Source organism: Leucobacter allii (assembly GCF_022919155.1).
Taxonomy (GTDB): Bacteria; Actinomycetota; Actinomycetes; order Actinomycetales; family Microbacteriaceae; genus Leucobacter; species Leucobacter allii.
Map to the genome: position 1 here is coordinate 1,822,035 of NZ_CP095045.1, position 18,607 is coordinate 1,840,641.

18 protein-coding genes are annotated in these 18,607 nt (G+C 74.0%); 8 read left to right on the forward strand and 10 right to left on the reverse strand.

All coding sequences use genetic code 11. The features are described from left to right. Positions 1-188: 188 nt before the first annotated feature. Together MUN78_RS08580 and MUN78_RS08585 are read left to right on the forward strand one after the other, a co-directional pair. Complete coding sequence (locus tag MUN78_RS08580; RefSeq protein ID WP_244725789.1) at positions 189-3,230, forward strand: hypothetical protein; 3,042 nt, start codon at positions 189-191, stop codon at positions 3,228-3,230. Positions 3,231-3,282: 52 nt separating this feature from the next. Further along, positions 3,283-3,807, forward strand: coding sequence for a ribonuclease H family protein (locus MUN78_RS08585; RefSeq protein WP_244725791.1), 525 nt, complete (start codon positions 3,283-3,285; stop codon positions 3,805-3,807). Between the two features lie 62 nt (positions 3,808-3,869). On the opposite strand, the gene MUN78_RS08590 is transcribed toward MUN78_RS08585, so the two are convergent. From MUN78_RS08590 to rpsB, 8 genes are all read right to left on the reverse strand, one after another. After that, the gene (locus MUN78_RS08590) at positions 3,870-4,166 is read right to left on the reverse strand and encodes an ATP/GTP-binding protein (protein ID WP_244725793.1); all 297 of its coding nucleotides are present in this window, start codon (positions 4,164-4,166) and stop codon (positions 3,870-3,872) included. 9 nt (positions 4,167-4,175) lie between these two features. Continuing rightward, positions 4,176-4,817, reverse strand: a complete 642-nt coding sequence (locus tag MUN78_RS08595; RefSeq protein ID WP_244725794.1) for an aggregation-promoting factor C-terminal-like domain-containing protein — start codon at positions 4,815-4,817, stop codon at positions 4,176-4,178. Between the two features lie 93 nt (positions 4,818-4,910). Next, positions 4,911-5,462, reverse strand: coding sequence for a DivIVA domain-containing protein (locus MUN78_RS08600; RefSeq protein ID WP_244689128.1), 552 nt, complete (start codon positions 5,460-5,462; stop codon positions 4,911-4,913). 66 nt (positions 5,463-5,528) lie between these two features. Then, a complete protein-coding gene (locus tag MUN78_RS08605) occupies positions 5,529-6,446 on the reverse strand; it encodes a phosphatidate cytidylyltransferase (protein WP_244689130.1) in 918 nt (305 codons plus the stop codon). A gap of 5 nt (positions 6,447-6,451) precedes the next feature. Beyond that, complete coding sequence (frr, locus tag MUN78_RS08610) at positions 6,452-7,006, reverse strand: ribosome recycling factor (RefSeq protein ID WP_244689132.1); 555 nt, start codon at positions 7,004-7,006, stop codon at positions 6,452-6,454. Positions 7,007-7,072: 66 nt separating this feature from the next. Further along, positions 7,073-7,792 (reverse strand): UMP kinase, encoded by a 720-nt coding sequence (gene pyrH, locus MUN78_RS08615; protein ID WP_244689134.1) that lies wholly within the window; start codon positions 7,790-7,792, stop codon positions 7,073-7,075. A 148-nt stretch (positions 7,793-7,940) separates the two neighbouring features. Beyond that, positions 7,941-8,771, reverse strand: a complete 831-nt coding sequence (gene tsf, locus MUN78_RS08620; RefSeq protein WP_244689137.1) for a translation elongation factor Ts — start codon at positions 8,769-8,771, stop codon at positions 7,941-7,943. 92 nt (positions 8,772-8,863) lie between these two features. Continuing rightward, positions 8,864-9,754: a 30S ribosomal protein S2 gene (gene rpsB, locus MUN78_RS08625; RefSeq protein ID WP_244725796.1), complete on the reverse strand. Its 891-nt coding sequence runs from the start codon at positions 9,752-9,754 to the stop codon at positions 8,864-8,866. Positions 9,755-10,100: 346 nt separating this feature from the next. On the opposite strand from rpsB, the gene MUN78_RS08630 reads away from it, so the two are divergent. Genes MUN78_RS08630 through MUN78_RS08645 form a run of 4 tightly spaced genes read left to right on the forward strand, consistent with a single transcriptional unit; the run spans position 10,101 to position 14,761 of the window. Beyond that, positions 10,101-10,487, forward strand: coding sequence for a YraN family protein (locus tag MUN78_RS08630; protein WP_244689141.1), 387 nt, complete (start codon positions 10,101-10,103; stop codon positions 10,485-10,487). After that, on the forward strand, positions 10,484-12,073 hold the full coding sequence (locus MUN78_RS08635) for a YifB family Mg chelatase-like AAA ATPase (protein WP_244689143.1): 1,590 nt from the start codon (positions 10,484-10,486) through the stop codon (positions 12,071-12,073). Before MUN78_RS08630 ends, MUN78_RS08635 begins: the two co-directional genes overlap by 4 nt. Then, complete coding sequence (dprA, locus tag MUN78_RS08640) at positions 12,070-13,677, forward strand: DNA-processing protein DprA (RefSeq protein WP_244725798.1); 1,608 nt, start codon at positions 12,070-12,072, stop codon at positions 13,675-13,677. Before MUN78_RS08635 ends, dprA begins: the two co-directional genes overlap by 4 nt. A 4-nt stretch (positions 13,678-13,681) precedes the next feature. After that, complete coding sequence (locus MUN78_RS08645; protein WP_244725800.1) at positions 13,682-14,761, forward strand: tyrosine-type recombinase/integrase; 1,080 nt, start codon at positions 13,682-13,684, stop codon at positions 14,759-14,761. Between the two features lie 94 nt (positions 14,762-14,855). Here MUN78_RS08645 and MUN78_RS08650 read toward each other — a convergent pair whose 3' ends face one another. Both MUN78_RS08650 and MUN78_RS08655 read right to left on the reverse strand, forming a co-directional pair. After that, positions 14,856-15,398 carry a M23 family metallopeptidase gene (locus MUN78_RS08650; protein ID WP_244725801.1) on the reverse strand — a complete coding sequence of 181 codons (543 nt, stop codon included), beginning with the start codon at positions 15,396-15,398 and terminating at the stop codon, positions 14,856-14,858. A 359-nt stretch (positions 15,399-15,757) separates the two neighbouring features. Next, complete coding sequence (locus MUN78_RS08655) at positions 15,758-16,081, reverse strand: DUF2469 domain-containing protein (RefSeq protein ID WP_244689150.1); 324 nt, start codon at positions 16,079-16,081, stop codon at positions 15,758-15,760. A gap of 97 nt (positions 16,082-16,178) precedes the next feature. Between MUN78_RS08655 and MUN78_RS08660 the strand changes: the two genes are divergently transcribed. Together MUN78_RS08660 and MUN78_RS08665 are read left to right on the forward strand one after the other, a co-directional pair. Then, positions 16,179-16,838: a hypothetical protein gene (locus MUN78_RS08660; RefSeq protein WP_244725803.1), complete on the forward strand. Its 660-nt coding sequence runs from the start codon at positions 16,179-16,181 to the stop codon at positions 16,836-16,838. Continuing rightward, the gene (locus MUN78_RS08665) at positions 16,835-18,583 is read left to right on the forward strand and encodes a DNA polymerase Y family protein (protein WP_244725805.1); all 1,749 of its coding nucleotides are present in this window, start codon (positions 16,835-16,837) and stop codon (positions 18,581-18,583) included. Before MUN78_RS08660 ends, MUN78_RS08665 begins: the two co-directional genes overlap by 4 nt. Positions 18,584-18,607: the final 24 nt, after the last annotated feature.

The window sequence follows — 18,607 nt, forward strand, 5'->3', positions numbered from 1 at the left end:
ACGGGTGTTCGACGTTCAACGCTACCGGAGCTTTCCGGATATGACATGGATGCGCGCGAGGAAGCCGAGCCGGCACCGGTCCCAGGGACGCGCGCGCATGAAGTGCGCTATCGTGGATCACCACCCCTGTGGCCGTCCCGCGAGCACCCGCGCGGCCGCGGAAATCTCGTTCCGATTCCGGAGGCCACGTGTCCGAATCAGCCCAGCAGTTCTCTCCTGCGTTCCGCGGATACAACCGCGAGGAGGTGGACGAGCGCATCGGCGCGCTCACCGGACACATCGGCACGCTGCAGTCGCACCTCGAGGCGCTGCAGCTCGCGCACCAGCAGGCGACGCACACGGGCCAGGAGCAGCGGCAGCTCATCGCGGAGCTGCAGGAGCAGGTGGCGGAGCTCGGCGCGAGCGGTTACTCGGGGCTCGGACTCCGGGTGGAGAAGAGCCTGAAGGTCGCCGAGGATCATGCGCAGCGGCTGATGGCACAGGCGGACCTCGATGCGGAGAAGCTGCGCCGTTCCTCGGAGGAGGAGAGCCGCCGGGTGCTCACCCAGGCGCAGCAGCGCGCCGACGAACTGCTCGCGTCCGCTGCGGAGCAGTCGGAGATCATCATCACCGGCGCGCGCAACGACCTCGCCGAGCAGACCGCGCTCGCCAATGCCGAGCGCGAGCGCCTGCTCGAGGAGGCGCGGCGCACCGCCGAACTCAGCCGGAGCGCGGCCGAGCGCGAGGCCGCCGCGGAGCGGGAGACCGCGCATCGGGAGGCCGAGGCGGCGCTCGCGGCGGCGCGCGCCGAGGCGGAGCGGATCTCGAGCGAGGCCCGGACGGCTGCGAGCGAGCTCCGCGCCGAGACCGAGCGCCTCGCGGAGTCCTTCGCCCGCCAGCGCGCGGAGAGCGAGCGCGAGGCGGAGCTCGAACGCGCGCGGCTCGTGCACGAGGGCGAGCTGGCTCGGACGGAGTTCGAAGGCCGTCGTCAGCGCGAGGAGGCCGAGCTCGAGGAGCGTTTCACCGAGCGCAGTCGCGTCCTCGAGGCGGAGGCCGCGGCCCAACGACGCGCGCTCGACATCGAGATCGAGACCCTCCGGGGACGCATCGCGCAGGAGCGCAGCGCGCACGACGCGACGATCGCGGCGGAGCGGCAGGAGCACGACCGCCGGATCGCAGCCGAGCTGCAGACGCACGTCGATCGTCTCGCGCAGGAGCGCGCGGCGCACGAGCAGGGCATCGCGCGCGAGATCGAGGCGCAGCGCGCTGAGCTGACGACGCTCGCCGAGCAGGGCGGGCGCGAGCGCGAACGGGCGGCCGCGGCCGCCGCCGAGGAGCGCGAGCGTCTGCGCGCCGAGACGGAGGCGGAGCTCGAGACCGCGCGCATCGCGCAGGAGGAGCGTCTGGCCGCGGAGCGCGAGGCTCACGAGCGTCGTCTCGCCGAGGAGCGCGGCTCGCACGACTCCGCGATCCTCCATGAACGGGCGGCGCACGACGAGGCGATCCGCGCCGGCATCGTCACCCACGAGGCCCAGCTCCGCGACGCCGAGGAGGCCCAGGAGACCCGGCTCGCCGCGGAGCTCTCGGCGCACGTCTCGCGCCTCGCCCGCGAACGGGAGGCGCACGAGCAGGGCGTCGCCGAGGAGCGCGCGGCGCACGAGCACGCGATCCGCACGGAGCGCGAGGAGCACGACCGCTCCATCGCCGCGGAGCGCGAGGAGCACGACACGGCGCTCGCCCGGGAGCGCGCCGAGCACGACGCGGCGCTCGGCGCCGAGCGAGAGGCGCACGACGCGGCGCTCGGCGCGGAACGGCGCGAGCACGAGGAGCGCATCGCGGCGGAGGCCGAGGAGCACCGCACCGCCATCGCGGACGAGCGGGACGCGCACGAGGAGCGGATCCGCGCGGAGCGCGAGACGCACGAGCAGCAGCTCGCGGAGGAGCGCGTCGCGCAGGAGCACCGGCTGGCCGAGGAGCGCGCCGCGCAGGAGGCACAGCTGCTCCAGGAGCGCTCGGCGCACGAGTCCCGGATCGGCAGCGAACTGGCAGAGCATCAGGATCGCCTCATCGCCGAGTGGGACGGCCACAGCGCCCGGATCGCCGAGGAGCGGAGCGCCCACGAGGCCGAGCTGGGCGCGGAGCGCGCCGCGCAGGAGCGCGAGCTCGCGCAGGCGCTCGCCGTGCACGAGGCGCGCGTCGCCGACGAGTCGACCATGCACGCGCAGCGGCTCTCCGCTCAGCGGATCGCGCAGGAGCGGGAGCTCGAGGACGCGCGCGCCGCGGAGGCCGAACGGCTCCGCATCGAGCGGGACGAGGTCGCCGAGGCCCTCGGCATCGAACGCGAGGCGCTCGAGCTGCGGATGGAGCGGGAACGGGCGCAGCTCGCCGAGGACGTGGCGCGGGAGCGCGAGGAGCACGATCGCGTCATCGCCGCCGAGCGCGCCCAGCACGAGGAGGACCTCAGGCGCGCCCGCGAGGAGCAGGAGGCCGCGATCGCTCGGGAGGTCGCCGCGCAGCGCGCCGCCGTCACCGAGGAGACCGACCGGCTCCGCGCCGACACGGTCGCCGAACTTGCGGAGTACCGGCGGTCGGAGGAGACGGAGCTCGCGCGGCTGCGCGCGGAGACCGAGGATTCCGTCCGCGCGCTGCGCGCCGAGCTCGAGGCGGAGACGACCGCCTCGCGCACCGCCGCGGTCGAGCAGCGCGAGACGCTCGAGCGCGAGCTCGCCGAGGCGCAGCGCGCCGCGGCGGAGGCCTCGCAGCGCGAGATCGAGGCCACGCGCACGGAACTCGCGGAGCTGCGGACGCAGCTCGACGCGGCCCGGAGCGAGCACGAGCATCTGATCTCGGAATCGACTCAGGAGGCACGCGCGATCCGGGCCGAGGCGGAGCGACGCGCCGCGCAGATCCTCCTCGAGGCCGAGCAGCGCGCCCAGACGACCTTCGCCGCCGCGGAGGACCGGGCGACGAAGGTCCTCGCCGCCGCGGAGGACCGGATGACGCAGCTGAAGGTGGAGCGCGGCGCCGTCGCCCGCTACTTCGAGAGCCTCGGCGAGGTCATCACGAACGCCCAGAAGATGAGCACCGTCGCCGGCCGTCTCGTCGAGCAGCCGGTCGCGGCCGCCGCCGCGCGCACGGATGCCGGCGAGCGCACAGATGCCGGCGACGCGTCGGGCGCCGAGGGGCCGAGCGGCTCCGACGCGCCCGAGGCGGACGTCACGGCGCCGATCCAGCGCCCCGACGGCGCCTGAGCGCACCGCTCCCCCGCCCGCCCGGGGCCCGCGCTTCTGGCAGGATGGAAGCATGGCACTCACGGCGGCGGCGGACGGTTCGGCACTCGGCAACCCTGGACCCGCGGGCTGGGCCTGGGTGATTGACGACGAGCGCTGGCGGGCCGGCGGCTGGCCGCGCGCCACGAACAATCAGGGCGAGCTGATGGCGGTGCTCGATCTCCTGCACGCCACCGCGCCGCTCGCAGACGAGCCCCTGCGGATCCTGTGCGACAGCCAGTACGTCATCAACTCGGTGACGCAGTGGATGGCCGGGTGGAAGCGCCGGGGCTGGCGCAAGGCCGACGGCAAGCCCGTGCTCAACCGCGAGCTGCTCGAGCAGATCGACGCCGCGCTCGTCGGCCGCTCGGTCAGCTTCGAGTGGGTGAAGGGCCACGCCGGGCACCCGCTCAACGAGGCGGCCGACGACCGCGCCCGAGCGGCGGCGACGGCGTTCCAAGCGGGGCGCGCACCCGAACGGGGCCCGGGACTGCCCGCGTCCGAGCCCGGACCCGAGATCTCGCTGGCGCAGCCGGTCACTCCGCCGACGCTCTTCTGAGCCGTGCGGCGGCGGCCTCCGCTCCGTCGCCGGGCGCCGATTCACGCAGCGCCCCCGTCGGCTCAGGCGAGGCGCCAGCAGTGGGCGTGGTAGTGACGGCGATCGCGCACGGCCGCCTCGTCGCCGAAGAAGTGCTCCGCGCTCCAGGCGACGACGTGCGCCTGGCCCTGCGGGATCTCCGTGCCGCACTCAGGGCAGCGATAGGCCTTCTCGGCCCGGTGCGCGGGAATGTCGCGGACGAACCACTCCGCGCCCCGCCTCGCGACGCGCCTGGCTCCACCGTAGGCGAGTCGCGTGACATCGCTCTGCGGGGTCAGCGCCGCACGCTGATACTTGTTCGGCCGGCGGCTACGCGCCATGCGCGCGGGTCACCACCAGTGGTTGGTGGTCCAGAAGGCGTAGGCCTGCGCCCAGCTCCCGTACCGGTCGACCGCGTAGCCGTTCGCCCACCGGAGGTTGTCGACGGGGTCGTATCCGTTCCCGGGAACCTTGCTGCAGGGCAGCGCCTGGATGAGGCCGCACGCGCCCGAGCTCGCGTTCGTCGCGTTGGGGTTGAGCCCGCTCTCGCGCTCGGCGATGTAGACCACGTAGCTCCAGTCGGCCTCGGCGATGCCGGCGGCCGTCATCCACTCGGCCATCGAGCCACCCCCGGTGTACTTCGCGGGGGCCTGCACCGAGCCGCCGCCCGAGCCGGAACTCGCCGCGGCCTGCTCGGCGGCTTCCTTCTCCGCTGCGGCCTTCTCCGCCGCAGCCTGCTCGGCGGCGGCCTTCTCCTGCTCGGCCTCGGAGAGGTCCACGGGGACGTCGGTGAAGACCAGATCCGCCTCCGGCGAGGTGTTCGGCACGAACTCCTGGTGGATCCGCTCCTCGAAGGCGAGCGCCTCGGCGTCGGTCTGCGCGCTCGGCATCGCGAACGGGGCGACGACCGCGACGCCGAACATCCCCGCCACGGCCAGAGCCGCGACGGGGGCCTTGACGCGGGCCCAGCGGGAGGGGGTTTTCGAGTTCAACGCACGCACAATATAACGATTATATCTCAGCGCGCCGCGCGCTTCAACGACGGTTCCCGCCCGTCGTCTCCCGGGCGCGCCGCGCCCGGGCGTTCAGCGCGTCGCGAGGATCAGCTCGACGACCGCATCGAGCAGCGCATCGACCTGGTCCTCGTCGTAGCCGCGCCACTGCGGATGGAAGACGACGTCGCGCACCTCCGCGGTCTTCAGGCCGAGCTCGCGACGTTCGAACATGTCGGAGATCCGATCGAGGAACGCATCGACCTGCGAGCGCCGATAGCCCGTCGCGAAGAGCCCGCGGCGGCGGAAGCGCTTGCCCCGGGGGCGCTGGATGCGGCCGCGCACCTCGGACAGCAGCGCCCGGGTCTCGTCCCACCAGGCGTCCTCGCCCTGCGCCCGCAGACTCGCGCGCCGCTCCCGCTCGAAGAAGACCTCCTCGAGACGGTCCATGGCGGCGTCGACGTAGCGGGCCGCGTAGCCGCCCCGCTTCACCGCGAAGGCGGCGCGGCGCACGTCGGCCGCCGTCATCGTCGCCCCCGATCCGGGCCCCTCGTACGCCGACCGCGCACTCGCCAGGAACGCATCGACCTGCTCCGGATGGTAGCCGGAGCCGGAGCCGGCGGCCAGCGGGAACGAAGTGTGCACCCGCCTATTCTGCCGACCCGTCGTTTCCGAGACCTGGGAATCCGCCCCGCCGCCGCCCGCCGTCATCTACACCGCCCCCAGCACGAGCGCGACGCCGTAGACGCCGACGGCGGAGGGCAGCAGCGAATCCAGGCGATCCAGGAACCCGCCGTGGCCGGGGATCCATGAGCTCATGTCCTTCACTCCCAGATTGCGCTTGATGAGCGATTCGGTGAGATCGCCGCCGGTCGCGGTGATGAGCACGACGAGGCCGATCACGACCCCGACCCACCACGGCTGTCCGAGCGCGAGGACCGCGACCGCGATCCCGGCGGCGGTCGCGACGACCGCCGCGCCCGCGAAGCCCTCCCAGGTCTTGTTCGGGCTGATTCGGGGCGTCATCTTGTGCCTGCCGAGGGTGACCCCGGCCGCGTAGGCCCCGACGTCGACGGAGACGACCACGAGCACGAGCGCGAAGACCCACCACTCGCCGCCCTCGGCCGCGACGAGCAGCACCGTGAAGGAGGCGAGGAATGCGACGTAGACGAGCGTGAAGAGCCCGGAGAACACGTCGCGCACGAGCGTGCGCCTCGGGGTCTCCCAGGCGGGCACGAGCCCCTCCACGAGCCGCCACACGGTGAGCAGGGCCGATCCCGCGAACAGACCGAGCAGCATCCCCTCGGCACCGAAGAAGTAGGCCCCGCCGACGACGACGAGACCGCCGAGGACGACGCCGATCCGCGGCACCCGTCGGCCGGCCACCCGGAACGCCGCCGCAAGCTCGACGAGCGCGATGCCCACGATGACGGCGACCAGGAGCACGAAGAGATCCTTCACGAGCAGCAGGCTCGCGAGGAAGACCGCGCCGAAGACGACGCCCGACAGGATCGCGAAGAACAGGTTGCGCCCCGCACGCGCCTCGATCTTCGCGTTCGTCGCTTCGAGCTGCGCGCGCGTCGATTCGAGATGCGAGCGGAGCTCGTCCCGTCTGTCCGACCCTGCCATGCCGACTAGACCTCCAGCAGCTCGGCTTCTTTGCGCTTGCAGGCGTCGTCGACCTGATCGATGAACTGCTTGGTGACGGCCTCGAGCTCCTTCTCGGCACGGGCGATCTCGTCCTCGCCGACCTCGTCCTTCAGCGCCCCGAACTCGTCCTTGCCGAAGCGGCGGACGTTGCGGATCGCGACGCGCGCGTCCTCGGCGCGCCCCTTCACGATCTTCACGAACTCCTTGCGGCGCTCCTCGGTGAGCTCGGGCAGGTTGACGCGGATCACGGTGCCGTCGTTCGAGGGGTTCGCGCCCAGGTTCGGCATGTCGCGGATGGCCTGCTCGATGTCCTTCATCGCACCCTTGTCGTACGGGGTGACGATCAGGCTGCGCGCATCCTGGTTCTGCACGGACGCGAGCTGCGACAGGGGCGTGGGCGTGCCGTAGTAGTCCACCTGCACGTTTTGCAGCAGGGAGGGGTTCGCGCGCCCCGTGCGGACCGTCGCGAAGCCCTCCTTCGCGGCCTCGACCGCCTTGGTCATGCGGTCCTTGACATCGGCGAAGACCTCTTCGATCACGGTGTGCTCCTTAGTGAAAACGCGGTTGTGTCCAGCTTAGCGGGCGGGGCGCCCGGCGCCGGCCGGTCAGCTGTGGACGAGCGTGCCGAGCTCCTCGCCGCGGATCGCCGCCGTGACGTTCCCCGCCGGCTCCATGCCGAACACGCGCATCGGCATGCCGTTGTCCATGCAGAGGCTGAAGGCGGTCGAGTCGACGACCTTGAGGCCGCGCACGAGCGCGTCGCCGTAGGAGATCTCATCGATCAGGGTCGCATCGGGGTCGCGGTTCGGATCGGCGGTGTAGACGCCGTCGACCCCGTTCTTGGCCACGAGCACCTCGTCGGCGTGGATCTCGAGCGCGCGCTGGGCGGCGACGGTGTCGGTCGAGAAGTACGGCAGGCCGGCGCCGGCGCCGAAGATCACGACCCGTCCCTTCTCCAGGTGGCGGATGGCGCGCAGCGGGATGTAGGTCTCGGCGACCTGGGTCATGGTGATCGCGGACTGCACGCGGCTCGAGACGCCCGCCTGCTCGAGGAAGTCCTGCAGCGCGAGCGCGTTCATCACGGTGCCGAGCATCCCCATGTAGTCGGCGCGGGCGCGGTCCATGCCCCGCTGGGAGAGCTCGGCACCGCGGAAGAAGTTGCCGCCGCCGACGACCACGGCGACCTCGGAGTCGGCCGTCGCCGCCGCGATCTCGCGGGCGATCTGGCTCACCACGTCCGGGTTCACCCCGAGCGTGCCGCCCCCGAAGGCCTCGCCGGAGAGCTTCAGCAGCACGCGGCGCTTGCGGTCGGGGGTTTCGGTCATGGGGAGCTCCTTCAGGGGGTGTCGATGATCGGGGATGTACGGGGCCGAGGGGATCGACCCCCGGCTGTGGCCATGATAGTGCGGCGGCAGCACAAGACCCGGGTCGGCCGGGGTGTTCCCCGGCCGACCCGGGTCTCGATGGCGGTGCTTACGCGCCGACCTTGCCGCGGGCGAAGCCCGTGACGGTGATCCCGGCCGCCTCGGCGACCTTCTTCACCTCGCGCTTGTCGGCGTCGAGCGCGTGGACCTGCTCGTTCAGGGCGACCTGCTTGAAGAACGCGGTGAGGCGACCCTCGACGATCTTCGGCAGGGCGGCCTCGGGCTTGCCCTCGTTCTTGGAGATCTCCGTGACGAGCGCGCGCTCCTTCTCCACGTCGGCCTCGGGGACATCCTCGCGGCTGAGGTAGAGCGGGTCGGCGAAGGAGATGTGCCGGGCGATGCTGAGCGCCGCCTCGGCGTCATCGCCCTCGTAGCCCACGACCACGCCGATCTGCGGGGGCAGATCCTTGGAGGTCTGGTGGAGGTAGACCGCGGTCGCCGGGGCCTCGATGCGCGAGACCTTGCGCAGCACGATGCGCTCGCCGATGATGGCGGCCTCGTCCGTGATGACCTCGCCGACCGTCTTGCCGTCGGCCGGGGCGGCCAGGGCGGCCTCGACGTCGGCGGCCGACGCCGCGACGATCGCGTCGAGCACGCGCTCGGCGAGGGCGATGAACTTCTCGTTCTTCGCGACGAAGTCCGTCTCGCAGACGAGCTCGATCATCGTCGCCGCGTCGTCGCTCTGACGCACGGCGACGAGGCCCTCGCTCGCCTCGCGGTCGCCGCGCTTCGCGACGCCCTTGAGGCCCTTGAGGCGCAGGATCTCGATGGCCTTCTCGATGTCGCCATCGGCCTCGGTCAGCGCGTTCTTGCTATCGAGCATGCCGGCGCCGAGACGCTCGCGCAGCTCCTTCACAGCGGCCATGCTTACTGCAGCCATATGTGACTCCTTTTCGATGTCATCCTGCGCGCAGTCGCAGGATCATGACGTCACCCTGCGCGACGGCGCAGGATCGGTGTTCGGTGCGGTGGTTACTCGGCGGCGGGAGCCGCGGCCTCGGTGGTCTCCTCGGCGGCGGGAGCCTCCTCGGCGGCCGGGGCCTCCTCGGCGGCAGGAGCCGCGGCCTCGGTGGTCTCCTCGGCGGCGGGGGCCTCGGTCTTCTCCGCGTTCAGCAGCTCGACCTCCCATTCGGCGAGGGGCTCGGCGGCGGCCTCGGCGCCCTCGGCGGGCTTCTGGTGGCGCTCCATGAGTCCCTCGGCCGCGGCGTCGGCGATCACGCGGGTGAGCAGCGCGACGGAGCGGATCGCATCGTCGTTGCCGGGGATCGGGTAGGTGACCTCGTCGGGATCGCAATTGGTGTCGAGGATCGCGATCACGGGGATCCCGAGCTTCTTCGCCTCGTCGATCGCGAGGTGCTCCTTCTTGGTGTCGACCACCCAGAGGGCCGAGGGGGTCTTGCCCATGTTGCGGATGCCGCCGAGCGACTTCTGCAGCTTCTCGAGCTCGCGCTTCTTGAGCAGCAGCTCCTTCTTGGTGAAGCCGCTCGTGGTGCCCTCGAAGTCGAGCTGCTCGAGCTCCTTCATGCGCTCGAGGCGGCCGGTGACGGTCTGGAAGTTGGTGAGCAGGCCGCCGAGCCAGCGCTGGTTCACGTAGGGCTGGTTGACGCGCTGCGCCTGCTCGGCGATGGCCTCCTGGGCCTGCTTCTTCGTGCCGACGAAGAGGATGTTGCCGCCGCGGGCCACGGTCTGCTTCACGAACTCGTACGCGGCATCGATGTACCCGAGCGACTGCTGCAGGTCGATGATGTAGATGCCGGAGCGCTCGGTGAAGATGAAGCGCTTCATCTTCGGGTTCCAGCGGCGGGTCTGGTGTCCGAAGTGGACGCCGCTGTCGAGCAGCTGGCGCATGGTGACGACGGCCATTGCCGTTCTCCTGTTCTGCGCGCCACGGGGGCGCGCGCTTGCGGTTGCGTATCGGTCGCGGATGCGACCAGATCCTGGTGCCCTCGGAGACGCCGCTCCCTCCATGACGGCGGGAGACCGGTGGCGACGAGCCGATGAGCGGGCACGCGAAGTCACCTCGTGCGAGGTGCATCTGACAGCATACCACCGGGAACCGCGCAGCATTCCGTCCACAGCGCGCGGGTCGAGCCGGTTCGCGCGAATCGATCCACATCCGTCCCGGCGCACTGGCCCCGCGGCCCGCCGACGCGCAGGATGGGGCCGATGACCTCGGCGTCGCAGCCGATCGGCACGGGAAGGAGACGGCATGTCGCACACGGTTCCGCCCCGCGACCGGCCGGGGCGAGCGCGCATCGCCCTCGGGGCCCATGGCGAGGAGCTCGCCGCGCGGTTCCTCGCCGCGCGCGGCTTCGAGATCGTCGATCGGAACTGGCGCTGCCGCGCCGGCGAGCTCGACCTCGTCGCCCGGGACGCCGGCACGCTCGTCGGCGTCGAGGTGAAGACCCGCAGCGGTTCCGGCTACGGGCACCCGCTCGCCGCGATCACCGCGCGCAAGGCGCTCCGCCTCCGGCGACTCCTCTACGAATGGGTGCGCGCGCACGAGGAGCACCCGGAGCGGCTGCGCCTCGACGCGGTCGGGATCACGCTCGGGCCCGGCGCCCCGCGCATCGAGCATCTGGCGGGCATCTCGTGAGCGGGCTCGTGTGCCGCGCCGCCGCGGTCGCGCTCTCCGGGCTCTCCGGCACCGCCGTGATGGTCGAGGCCGCGGTCTCGCAGCAGCTGCCCGGCATGGCCATCATCGGGCTGCCCGACACCGCGCTGGCCGAGGCGAAACTGCGCGTGCGCACCGCCACCGCGCAGCTGGGCCTGCCGCTCTCCGACCGCTTCCTGACGGTCAACCTCTCGCCGGCCTCGCTCCCGAAGCACGGTTCCGGCTTCGACCTCGCGATCGCCCTCGCCGCCCTCGCCGCCTCGCGGCAGCTGCCGGCGGAACGCCTCGCGGGCATCGCGCACATCGGCGAGCTCGGCCTCGGCGGGGAGCTCCGCCGACCCGCGGGACTGCTCTCCGCCGTCATCGCGGCGCGCGGGCTCGGCTTCTCCCGGGTGATGGTGCCCGCCTCGGGCGGCGGCGAGGCGGCGCTCGTGCCGGGAATCGAGGTCGTCGCCGTCGCCGACCTCACCGCCGCCGTGGCCTGGTACCGGGGCGGGGCGGTGGCGGCCCCTCCGGCGACGGCACGGCCGGGACGAACGACGGCGCCCGGCTCCGCCCCGGGCGGACGGGCGCCCGGGGAATCCGGAGCGCCGGATGCGCCGCTCCCCGACCTGGCCGATGTCGTGGGTCAGGAGGAGGCGGTGGAGGCGATCGTCATCGCGGCAGCGGGACGGCACCATCTCTCGCTCTCGGGGCCGCCGGGCAGCGGGAAAACGCTCCTGGCGAGCCGCCTGCGCACCATCCTGCCCGAGCTCGGCGATGAGGAGTCGCTCGAGGCGAGCAGCATCGCCTCCCTCGGCGGCGCGCCCCTCACCGGACTCATCCGGATCCCGCCGTTCGAGAGCCCGCACCACACGGCGTCGCAGGTCTCCATCATCGGCGGCGGCTCCGGCGCGGAGATCCGCCCCGGCGCGATCACGCGCGCCAGTCACGGGGTGCTGCTCCTCGACGAGGCGCCCGAGTTCTCCCGCCATGTGCTCGAGGCGCTCAGGCAGCCGCTCGAGTCGGGCGTCATCGACATCCACCGCGCCCGGGTGCGCACGACGCTCCCCGCGAAGCTGCAACTGGTGCTCACCGCGAACCCCTGTCCCTGCGGCAACGCCGGGGCTCCGGACACCGCGCTCCAGTGCCGCTGCTCGCCGAGCACGCGGGTGCGCTACCAGCAGCGGATCTCCGGCCCGCTCGCCGACCGTCTCGATCTGCGGCTCACCCTGCATCGTGTGGCGCGGACGCTGTTCGCGGCGGGATCCGCGCCCGCGCTCACGAGCGCGAGCGCGGGCGAACGCGTGGCCGCCGCTCGATCCCGGGCGCTCGAACGGCTCAGGGGCACGCCGTGGCGCGTGAACGCGGAGGTCACCGGAGCGTGGCTGCGCAGTCCCCGCGCCCGGCTTCCTCGCAGCGACACCGCGGTGCTCGACCGCGCGATCGAGCGCGGTGCGCTGACGGCTCGCGGGTACCACCGCACGCTCCGGATCGCGTGGAGCATCGCCGATCTCGCGGGGCGCGAGCGCCCCGGACGCGACGAGGTCGCGCAGGCGCTCGTGCTCCGCGGCGGAGGCCCCTCGTGACCCCGGGAGGGCGCCCCGCCCGGGCCGTCCGCGCCGACGGGGAGCTGCGGGAGCGGCTCATCCGGCTGCTGCCCGGGGGCGCCGCCTCGGGGAGCGCCCCCGGAGCAGTCTCCCCCGGAGTCGCCTCCCCGGCCGAACTCCCGCAACCCGACGCCGACGCGCTGCTGGCGCATCTCGTCTGGTCGCGGCTCGTCGAGCCCGGGGACGGCGTCGCCGGGGCGCTCATCGACGCGCTCGGAGCCGCCGAGTCCCTGGAACTCGTCGCCTCGGGGACGGGGGCCGCGCGCCTCTGCGCGATCGCCGCGGACGGCGCATCCGGCGGCGACGGTGCGGCCGGCGCGACCGGCATGACCGGTGCGGCCGGCGTGACCGGTGCGGCCGGTGCGGCCGGTGCGGACGTGTTCGGCGGACCGGGCGGATCCCGCGCGCGGGGGACCGCGGATGCGGACGCGCCGGAAGACGATGCGCCGGGGCCGCTCACGCCCGCCCGCGTGCGCGCCGGGCTCGGACGCTGGCTCCCGCGACTGAGCCGTGCGGCGAGCCTCGAGGACATGGATCGCGGCATCGCGGCCGGGCTGCGCTTCGTGTCGCCCGGCTCGCTCTTCTGGCCGGATTCGCTGCAGGATCTCGGTCCGCACGCGCCGCTGGGTATGTGGATCCGGGGCGAGCCGGAACTGCTCGCGGCATTCTCGCTCGCGGTCGTCGGGGCGCGCGCGTGCACCGGATACGGCGCCCACGTCACCGCCGAGCTGGTGGACGGCGTCGCCTCGGCGGGGGTCGCCATCGTCTCGGGTGCGGCGTACGGCGTCGATGCGGTCGCCCATCGCACCGCGCTCGCCTGCGGGGCGCCGACCGTCGCGGTGCTCGCGGGCGGGGCGGACCGCCCCTACCCCGCCGCGCACGCCGAGCTGCTGCAGCGCATCGGCGCGTCGGGGCTCGTGTGCTCGGAGATGGCGCCGGGCTCCGCGCCGACCCGATGGCGCTTCCTCCAACGGAACCGGCTCATCGCCGCGCTCGCGCGCGCGACGCTCGTCACCGAGGCCGGTGTCCGCTCGGGCTCCTTGAACTCGGCCGGCCACACCGCCGAGCTCGGGCGGATGCTCGGGGCGGTGCCCGGACCGGTCACGAGCGCGGCCTCCGCGGGCTGCCACCGCCTGATCCGCGAGTACGGCGCGACGCTCGTCACGAACGCCGCCGAGGCGCGGGAGCTCCTCGGGCTCGCGGAGGACGACGCCCTGTTCGGGCTCGGGCTCGACGGTCGCGCTCCGTCCCGGGGACGCGACGCACCCCGGTCCGTCGTCCCCGCGCCGCACCCGCGCCGCTCGGCCGGGCCCGCGCCGCCCGACGGCGGAGCGCGCCATCCGACCGCGACGTCTGAGCCGGCCGCGCAGCCGCCCCCGAGGCAGCCCGCGCTCCACCGGCGCATCATCGATGCGCTGCCCCTGCGCGGGAGCCGGCGCACGGAGGAGGTCGGGCGCCTCGCCGGAGTCGATGCGCGCTCCGCGAACGGCGCGCTCGCGGAGCTGGAGCTCCTGGGATACGTCGCCCGACGCGAAACGCCGGAGGACGGGGAGACCGGATGGGCGCTGCTCCGGCGAGAATGAGGGCATGCACCTGGTGTCGGCGATCGCGGCGTTCCTCGACGCCGTGCGCCTGGAGTACGGTTACTCGACGCATACCGTCCGCGCCTACCGCCGGGACCTCGAGGATTTCCTCGCATTCGCGGAGGGCACCGGCGGCGGATCGGCCGCGGAGGTCGAGGCGGGCACGGGCGATTCCCCGAGCGCCGGCGGCGGCCCGGACGCTGCGAACGACCCGGGCTCAGTGAGCGGCCCGGACCCAGTGAGCGGCCCGGGCGCCATGGGCGGCGGAGACGCTCCTGCCGGGCTCGAGGTGTCCGCCTGCGATCTGGAGCTCATGAGGGCGTGGCTGTGGCAGCGCCAGCAGCGCGGCCTCGCCCCGACCACGCTCGCGCGGAACGTCGCCACGCTGAAGTCCTTCGGCTCCTGGCTGGAGCGCCGTCAGCTGGTCCCCGGCAACCCCGCCTCCCGTCTGCGCGCGCCGAAGGCGCCGCGGGAGCTCCCCCGGGTGCTCGCCGATGGGCAGATGACGCGGCTCCTCGACCGGGTCGCGAGACGCGCGGCGGACGGCGACCCCGAGGCCCTCCGCGATCTCGCCGTCCTGGAGCTGCTGTACGCGGCGGCGCTGCGCGTCTCCGAGCTCTGCACGCTCCCGATCGCCGGACTCGACCGGCGGGAGCGCACGGTCCGGGTGCTCGGCAAGGGCGGCAAGGAGCGGGTCGTGCCGCTGGGAGGCCCCGCCGCTCGCGCGATCGAGCGGTACCTCGTCGAGGGCCGCCCGATCCTCGCGGCCCGAGCCGCGACGCAGGGCACCGGCGCAGCGCGGCCCGATGCGCCGCTCTTCCTCGGCAACCGCGGCGGCGCCCTCGGCACGAACGCGGTGTACCGGCTCGTCGCCCGCGAACTGGCCGACGAGCCGGGCGGCGGCCCCCGAGGGCCCCACACCTTCCGGCACACGGCGGCCACGCATCTGCTCGACGGCGGCGCCGATCTGCGCATCGTGCAGGAGATGCTCGGCCACGCGAGCCTCTCCAGCACCCAGGTGTACACGCACGTCTCCACGGAGCGCCTCGCGCAGAGCTACCGTCAGGCGCACCCGCGCGCCTGAGCCCCGGCCGCCGCCCACCGGTCGGCATCCCTCAGCCGCCAGTGGTCGCCCGTCGGCCCCCAGGCAGCATCCGTCAGCCATCAGCCGTCAGCCGTCAGCCGTCCCAGGGCAGCAGCACCGGGCGATAGCGGAAATAGCGCAACGGATTGGCGTACTCCCCCGCCACGCGCACGCCGAGATGCACGCAGTCCGCATCGCAGTGCCCGCTGGCGGCGACGATCCCGACCGTCTCGCCCGCGGAGACCGCATCGCCCGCGGCGAGCGCGCTGCGCACCGGCTCCAGCGACACCACCGTGTCACGGTCCACCCGGAGGGAGAGGACCGGCCGGTCGACCACCACCCCGGAGAAGGAGACCGTTCCGGCGACCGGCGCCACGACGATCTCCCCGGGGTGCGCCGCCAGATCGATGCCGCGATGCCCCGCGCCGTAGCGATGCGGCGGCGCCCGGTAGGGGCCGACGACGTCGAGCGCTCGGCCGAGCGGCGGTGTCCACCGCCGCTCGGGCGCCGCGGTGGAGGGACTCGACGGTCTCGCGAACGGGGTCGCCGGCGCCGCCCCCGCCACCCCGCCCGTCCGCGCCGCACCCGGAGACGGGTCCATCACCGGCATCGCGGCGGCGATCCCGGGCGCTGCCACGGCTTCAGACCCGGCGGCGACTCCGGACACGGCAGCGACTCCGGGCACGGCGACGGCCCCCAACGCAGCGACGACTCCCGCGCCGAGGACGGCGAGCAGCGGCAGCAGGCCGAGCGCGTGCAGGAATCGGGGCGGACCCCGCCGGGACGGATCATGCCGAGGGGCGCCCGACCGGGGCCGCGCAGCCGACGGCGGGGCGGGCCGGAGCGCGGGGCGCCGGGACGGGAACGATGGGAGCATGCTCCGAGGCTCGCCCGCTCCGTCGCGCACGGGAAGCGCCGGACGCCGATCCGTGGAGGACACGCCGCCGCCCCGCTCCGCACCGCGGCTGTGGACGGAGTGACGCGCGACCGCGCGACCTATTCGTCGAGCGCGAGCTCCTGGGGCAGGGAGAACTCGCGAGCGGACAGCTCCTCGACGTTCACGTCCTTGAAGGTGAGCACGCGCACCGACTTCACGAAGCGGTTCGCCCGGTACACGTCCCACACCCAGACATCGGTCATCGCGAGTTCGAAGTAGAAATCGCTGCCCGCGTCCTGCCGCTTGAGGTCCACCTCGTTCGCGAGGTAGAAGCGCCGCTCGGTCTCGACGACGTAGCGGAACTGGCTGGCGATGTCGCGGTATTCGCGGAACAGCGACAGCTCGGCCTCGCGCTCGTAGTCGTCCAACTCGTCTTCGTTCATCCCCACCATCCTACGCCGTCCGGGCGCGGTGCTCCTCCCGCGCCCCGACACCCCGGGCCGGATTGACTTATTCGAACAAATCTTCGAATATGGCTGCATGATCCTCCCCGCGACCGTCGCATCGCTGCAGCAGCGCATCTCCGAGATGCAGCCACTGCGGCTCGACGACCGCGCCATCCCCACGCCCGAAGGGCTCAGCCCGCTGTTCGCGGGCGGCTCCCTGCGCGCGGGGGCGAGCTACACGGTGCGGGGCTCTCAGCAGCTCGCTCTCGCGACGCTCGCCGCGGCATCGGCCGCCGGCTCGTGGTGCGGGGTCATCGGCTGCCCGACGTTCGGCGCCGAGGCGGCGGCGGCGCTCGGCATCGCCCTGGACCGGTGCGTCCTCATCCCGGATCCGGGAGCGGACGGCATCGCCCTCGCCGGCGCCCTCAGCGAGGTGCTCACGATCGTGCTGCTGCGCCCGTCGGCTCCGCCCGCGCACGGCGCCGTCGAACGGCTCTCCGCCCGGCTCCGCGAGCACGGCTCCGCGCTCGTGGTGGCGGGCGAGTGGCCGCGCCCGGACGGCGCGCTGCGGATCACCGGCTCCCACTGGCACGGGCTCGACCGGGGGCACGGGCTCCTCGAGGAACGGGAGCTGACCGTGCAGTCGCGCGACCGCCGCGGCGTCCGCACCCATACCGTGCGCTTCGCCGGGGGCGCGCTCCGATCGGGCCCGGCCTCGGCGGGTGCCGCTATCAGCCGACTGGTGCCGCGATGAACGCTGCGGCGGCGACGGGAGCAGCGGCAGCGGCGACGTCCGGGGGAACCACGTCATCCGGGGCGTCCGCGGGCGCGCCGGAGCGGGTGATGGTGTTCTGGGTGCCGGACTGGCCCGTGCACGCCCATCTCCGCGACCAGGCGGAGGAGACCGCGAGCGCGGCGGCGCCCCTCCGGAGCGCCGCGCCCGCACAGCGCGGAGCCGCCGATCCGGTGCCGCCCGCGCGGGCCCCGGTGCCCCCGGTGCCGCCGCTCGCGCTCGTCGCGCAGCATCGCGTGACGGCCTGCTCCGCGAGCGCGCGCGCCGCGGGCGTCCGCGTCGGGCAGCGCGAACGCGACGCGCAGTCGACCCTCCCGGCGCTCGAGGTCCATCCGCACCGGCCCGAGGTCGACGCGCGCCGCTTCGCTCCGGTGCTCGCCGCCCTCGAGGAGCGCTTCCCCGGCATCGAACCGCGCCGGCCCGGGCTCTGCGCGCTCCGGGCCCGCGGCCCCGCCCGCTACTACGGAGGCGAGGAGTCCGCGGCGCGGATCCTGCAGGCCATCGCCGCGGAGCTCGACCTCCCCGGGGCCCGGGTGGGCATCGCCGACGGCGTCTTCGCGGCGGAGCAGGCGGCTCGCGCCGCCGCGGACGATCCGGGGGTCGGCGCTCCCGCCGAGGGGGTCAGGATCGTGCCCCCGCACGGCTCCGCGGCGTTCCTCGCGGAGCTCCCGGTGTCGCGCGCGAGCGACGCCGGCTTCGCCGAGGTGCTCCACGGCCTCGGCATCCGCACGCTCGGCGCGCTCGCCGCGCTCCCCGAGGACGCCGTCAGGCAGCGCTTCGGCGCCGAGGGGATCGCGGCCCGTCGTCGCGCCTCGGCCGCCGGCCCGGTGCACGGCGCGGAACTGCGACCGCGGACGCCCGCCAGGGACTACGCCGTCGAGCTCGTCTGCGAACCGCCCATCGACGCCGAGGAGCAGCTCTCCTTCGCCTGCATGTCGCTCGCCGAGGCCTGCATCGGCGGCCTCGCCGAGAGCGGCCTCGTGTGCACCGCGCTGCGCATCGAACTCACCGACGACATCGGCGTGCGGCACGAGCGGGAGTGGGCGCACCCCCGGAGATTCTCGGCCGCGGATGCCGTGGGGCGCATCCGCTGGCAGGCGGCGGCGATCGCCCGCGACCCCGAGCGCGGCGGCGCGGGCATCGCCCGGGTGCGGATCGTGCCCGTGCACACCGACCGGGCGGCCGCGCACGAACCCGGGCTGTGGAGCACCGAGCCGGACGATCGCGTGCACCACCACCTCTCGCGCACGCAGAGCCGCCTCGGCCACACCGCCGTCGGCACCGCGCAGCTCAGCGGCGGCCGCCTCCTCGTCGATCGGCAGCGCTTCGTCCCCTGGAGCATCGGCCGCACGCGGGCGCGTCGGGCGCGCGACTCGCCGGCGGCCCCCTGGCCGGGCGCGATCCCCGGTCCGGCGCCCAGCACGGTCTTCCCCCGCCCCCTGCCCGCCGCGTTGCACGCCGCGGACGGCGCCCCCGTCGGCATCGACGCGGACGAGCTGCTCACGGCGGATCCGGCGTGGCTCGGCGTGGCCGGCGCCCGGATCGACTCCCCGGTGCAGCACTGGTCCCGGCCGTGGACGATCCGGGAGCGCTGGTGGGAGGGCGCCCCCGAGCGCTTCCGCCTGCAGCTGCAACTCGCCGACGGCGACGCCTGGCTCCTCATCCGCACGGCGGACGCCTGGCTCGCCGAAGGACGCTACGACTGACGGGCGCATCCGGAGCTCGGAGAC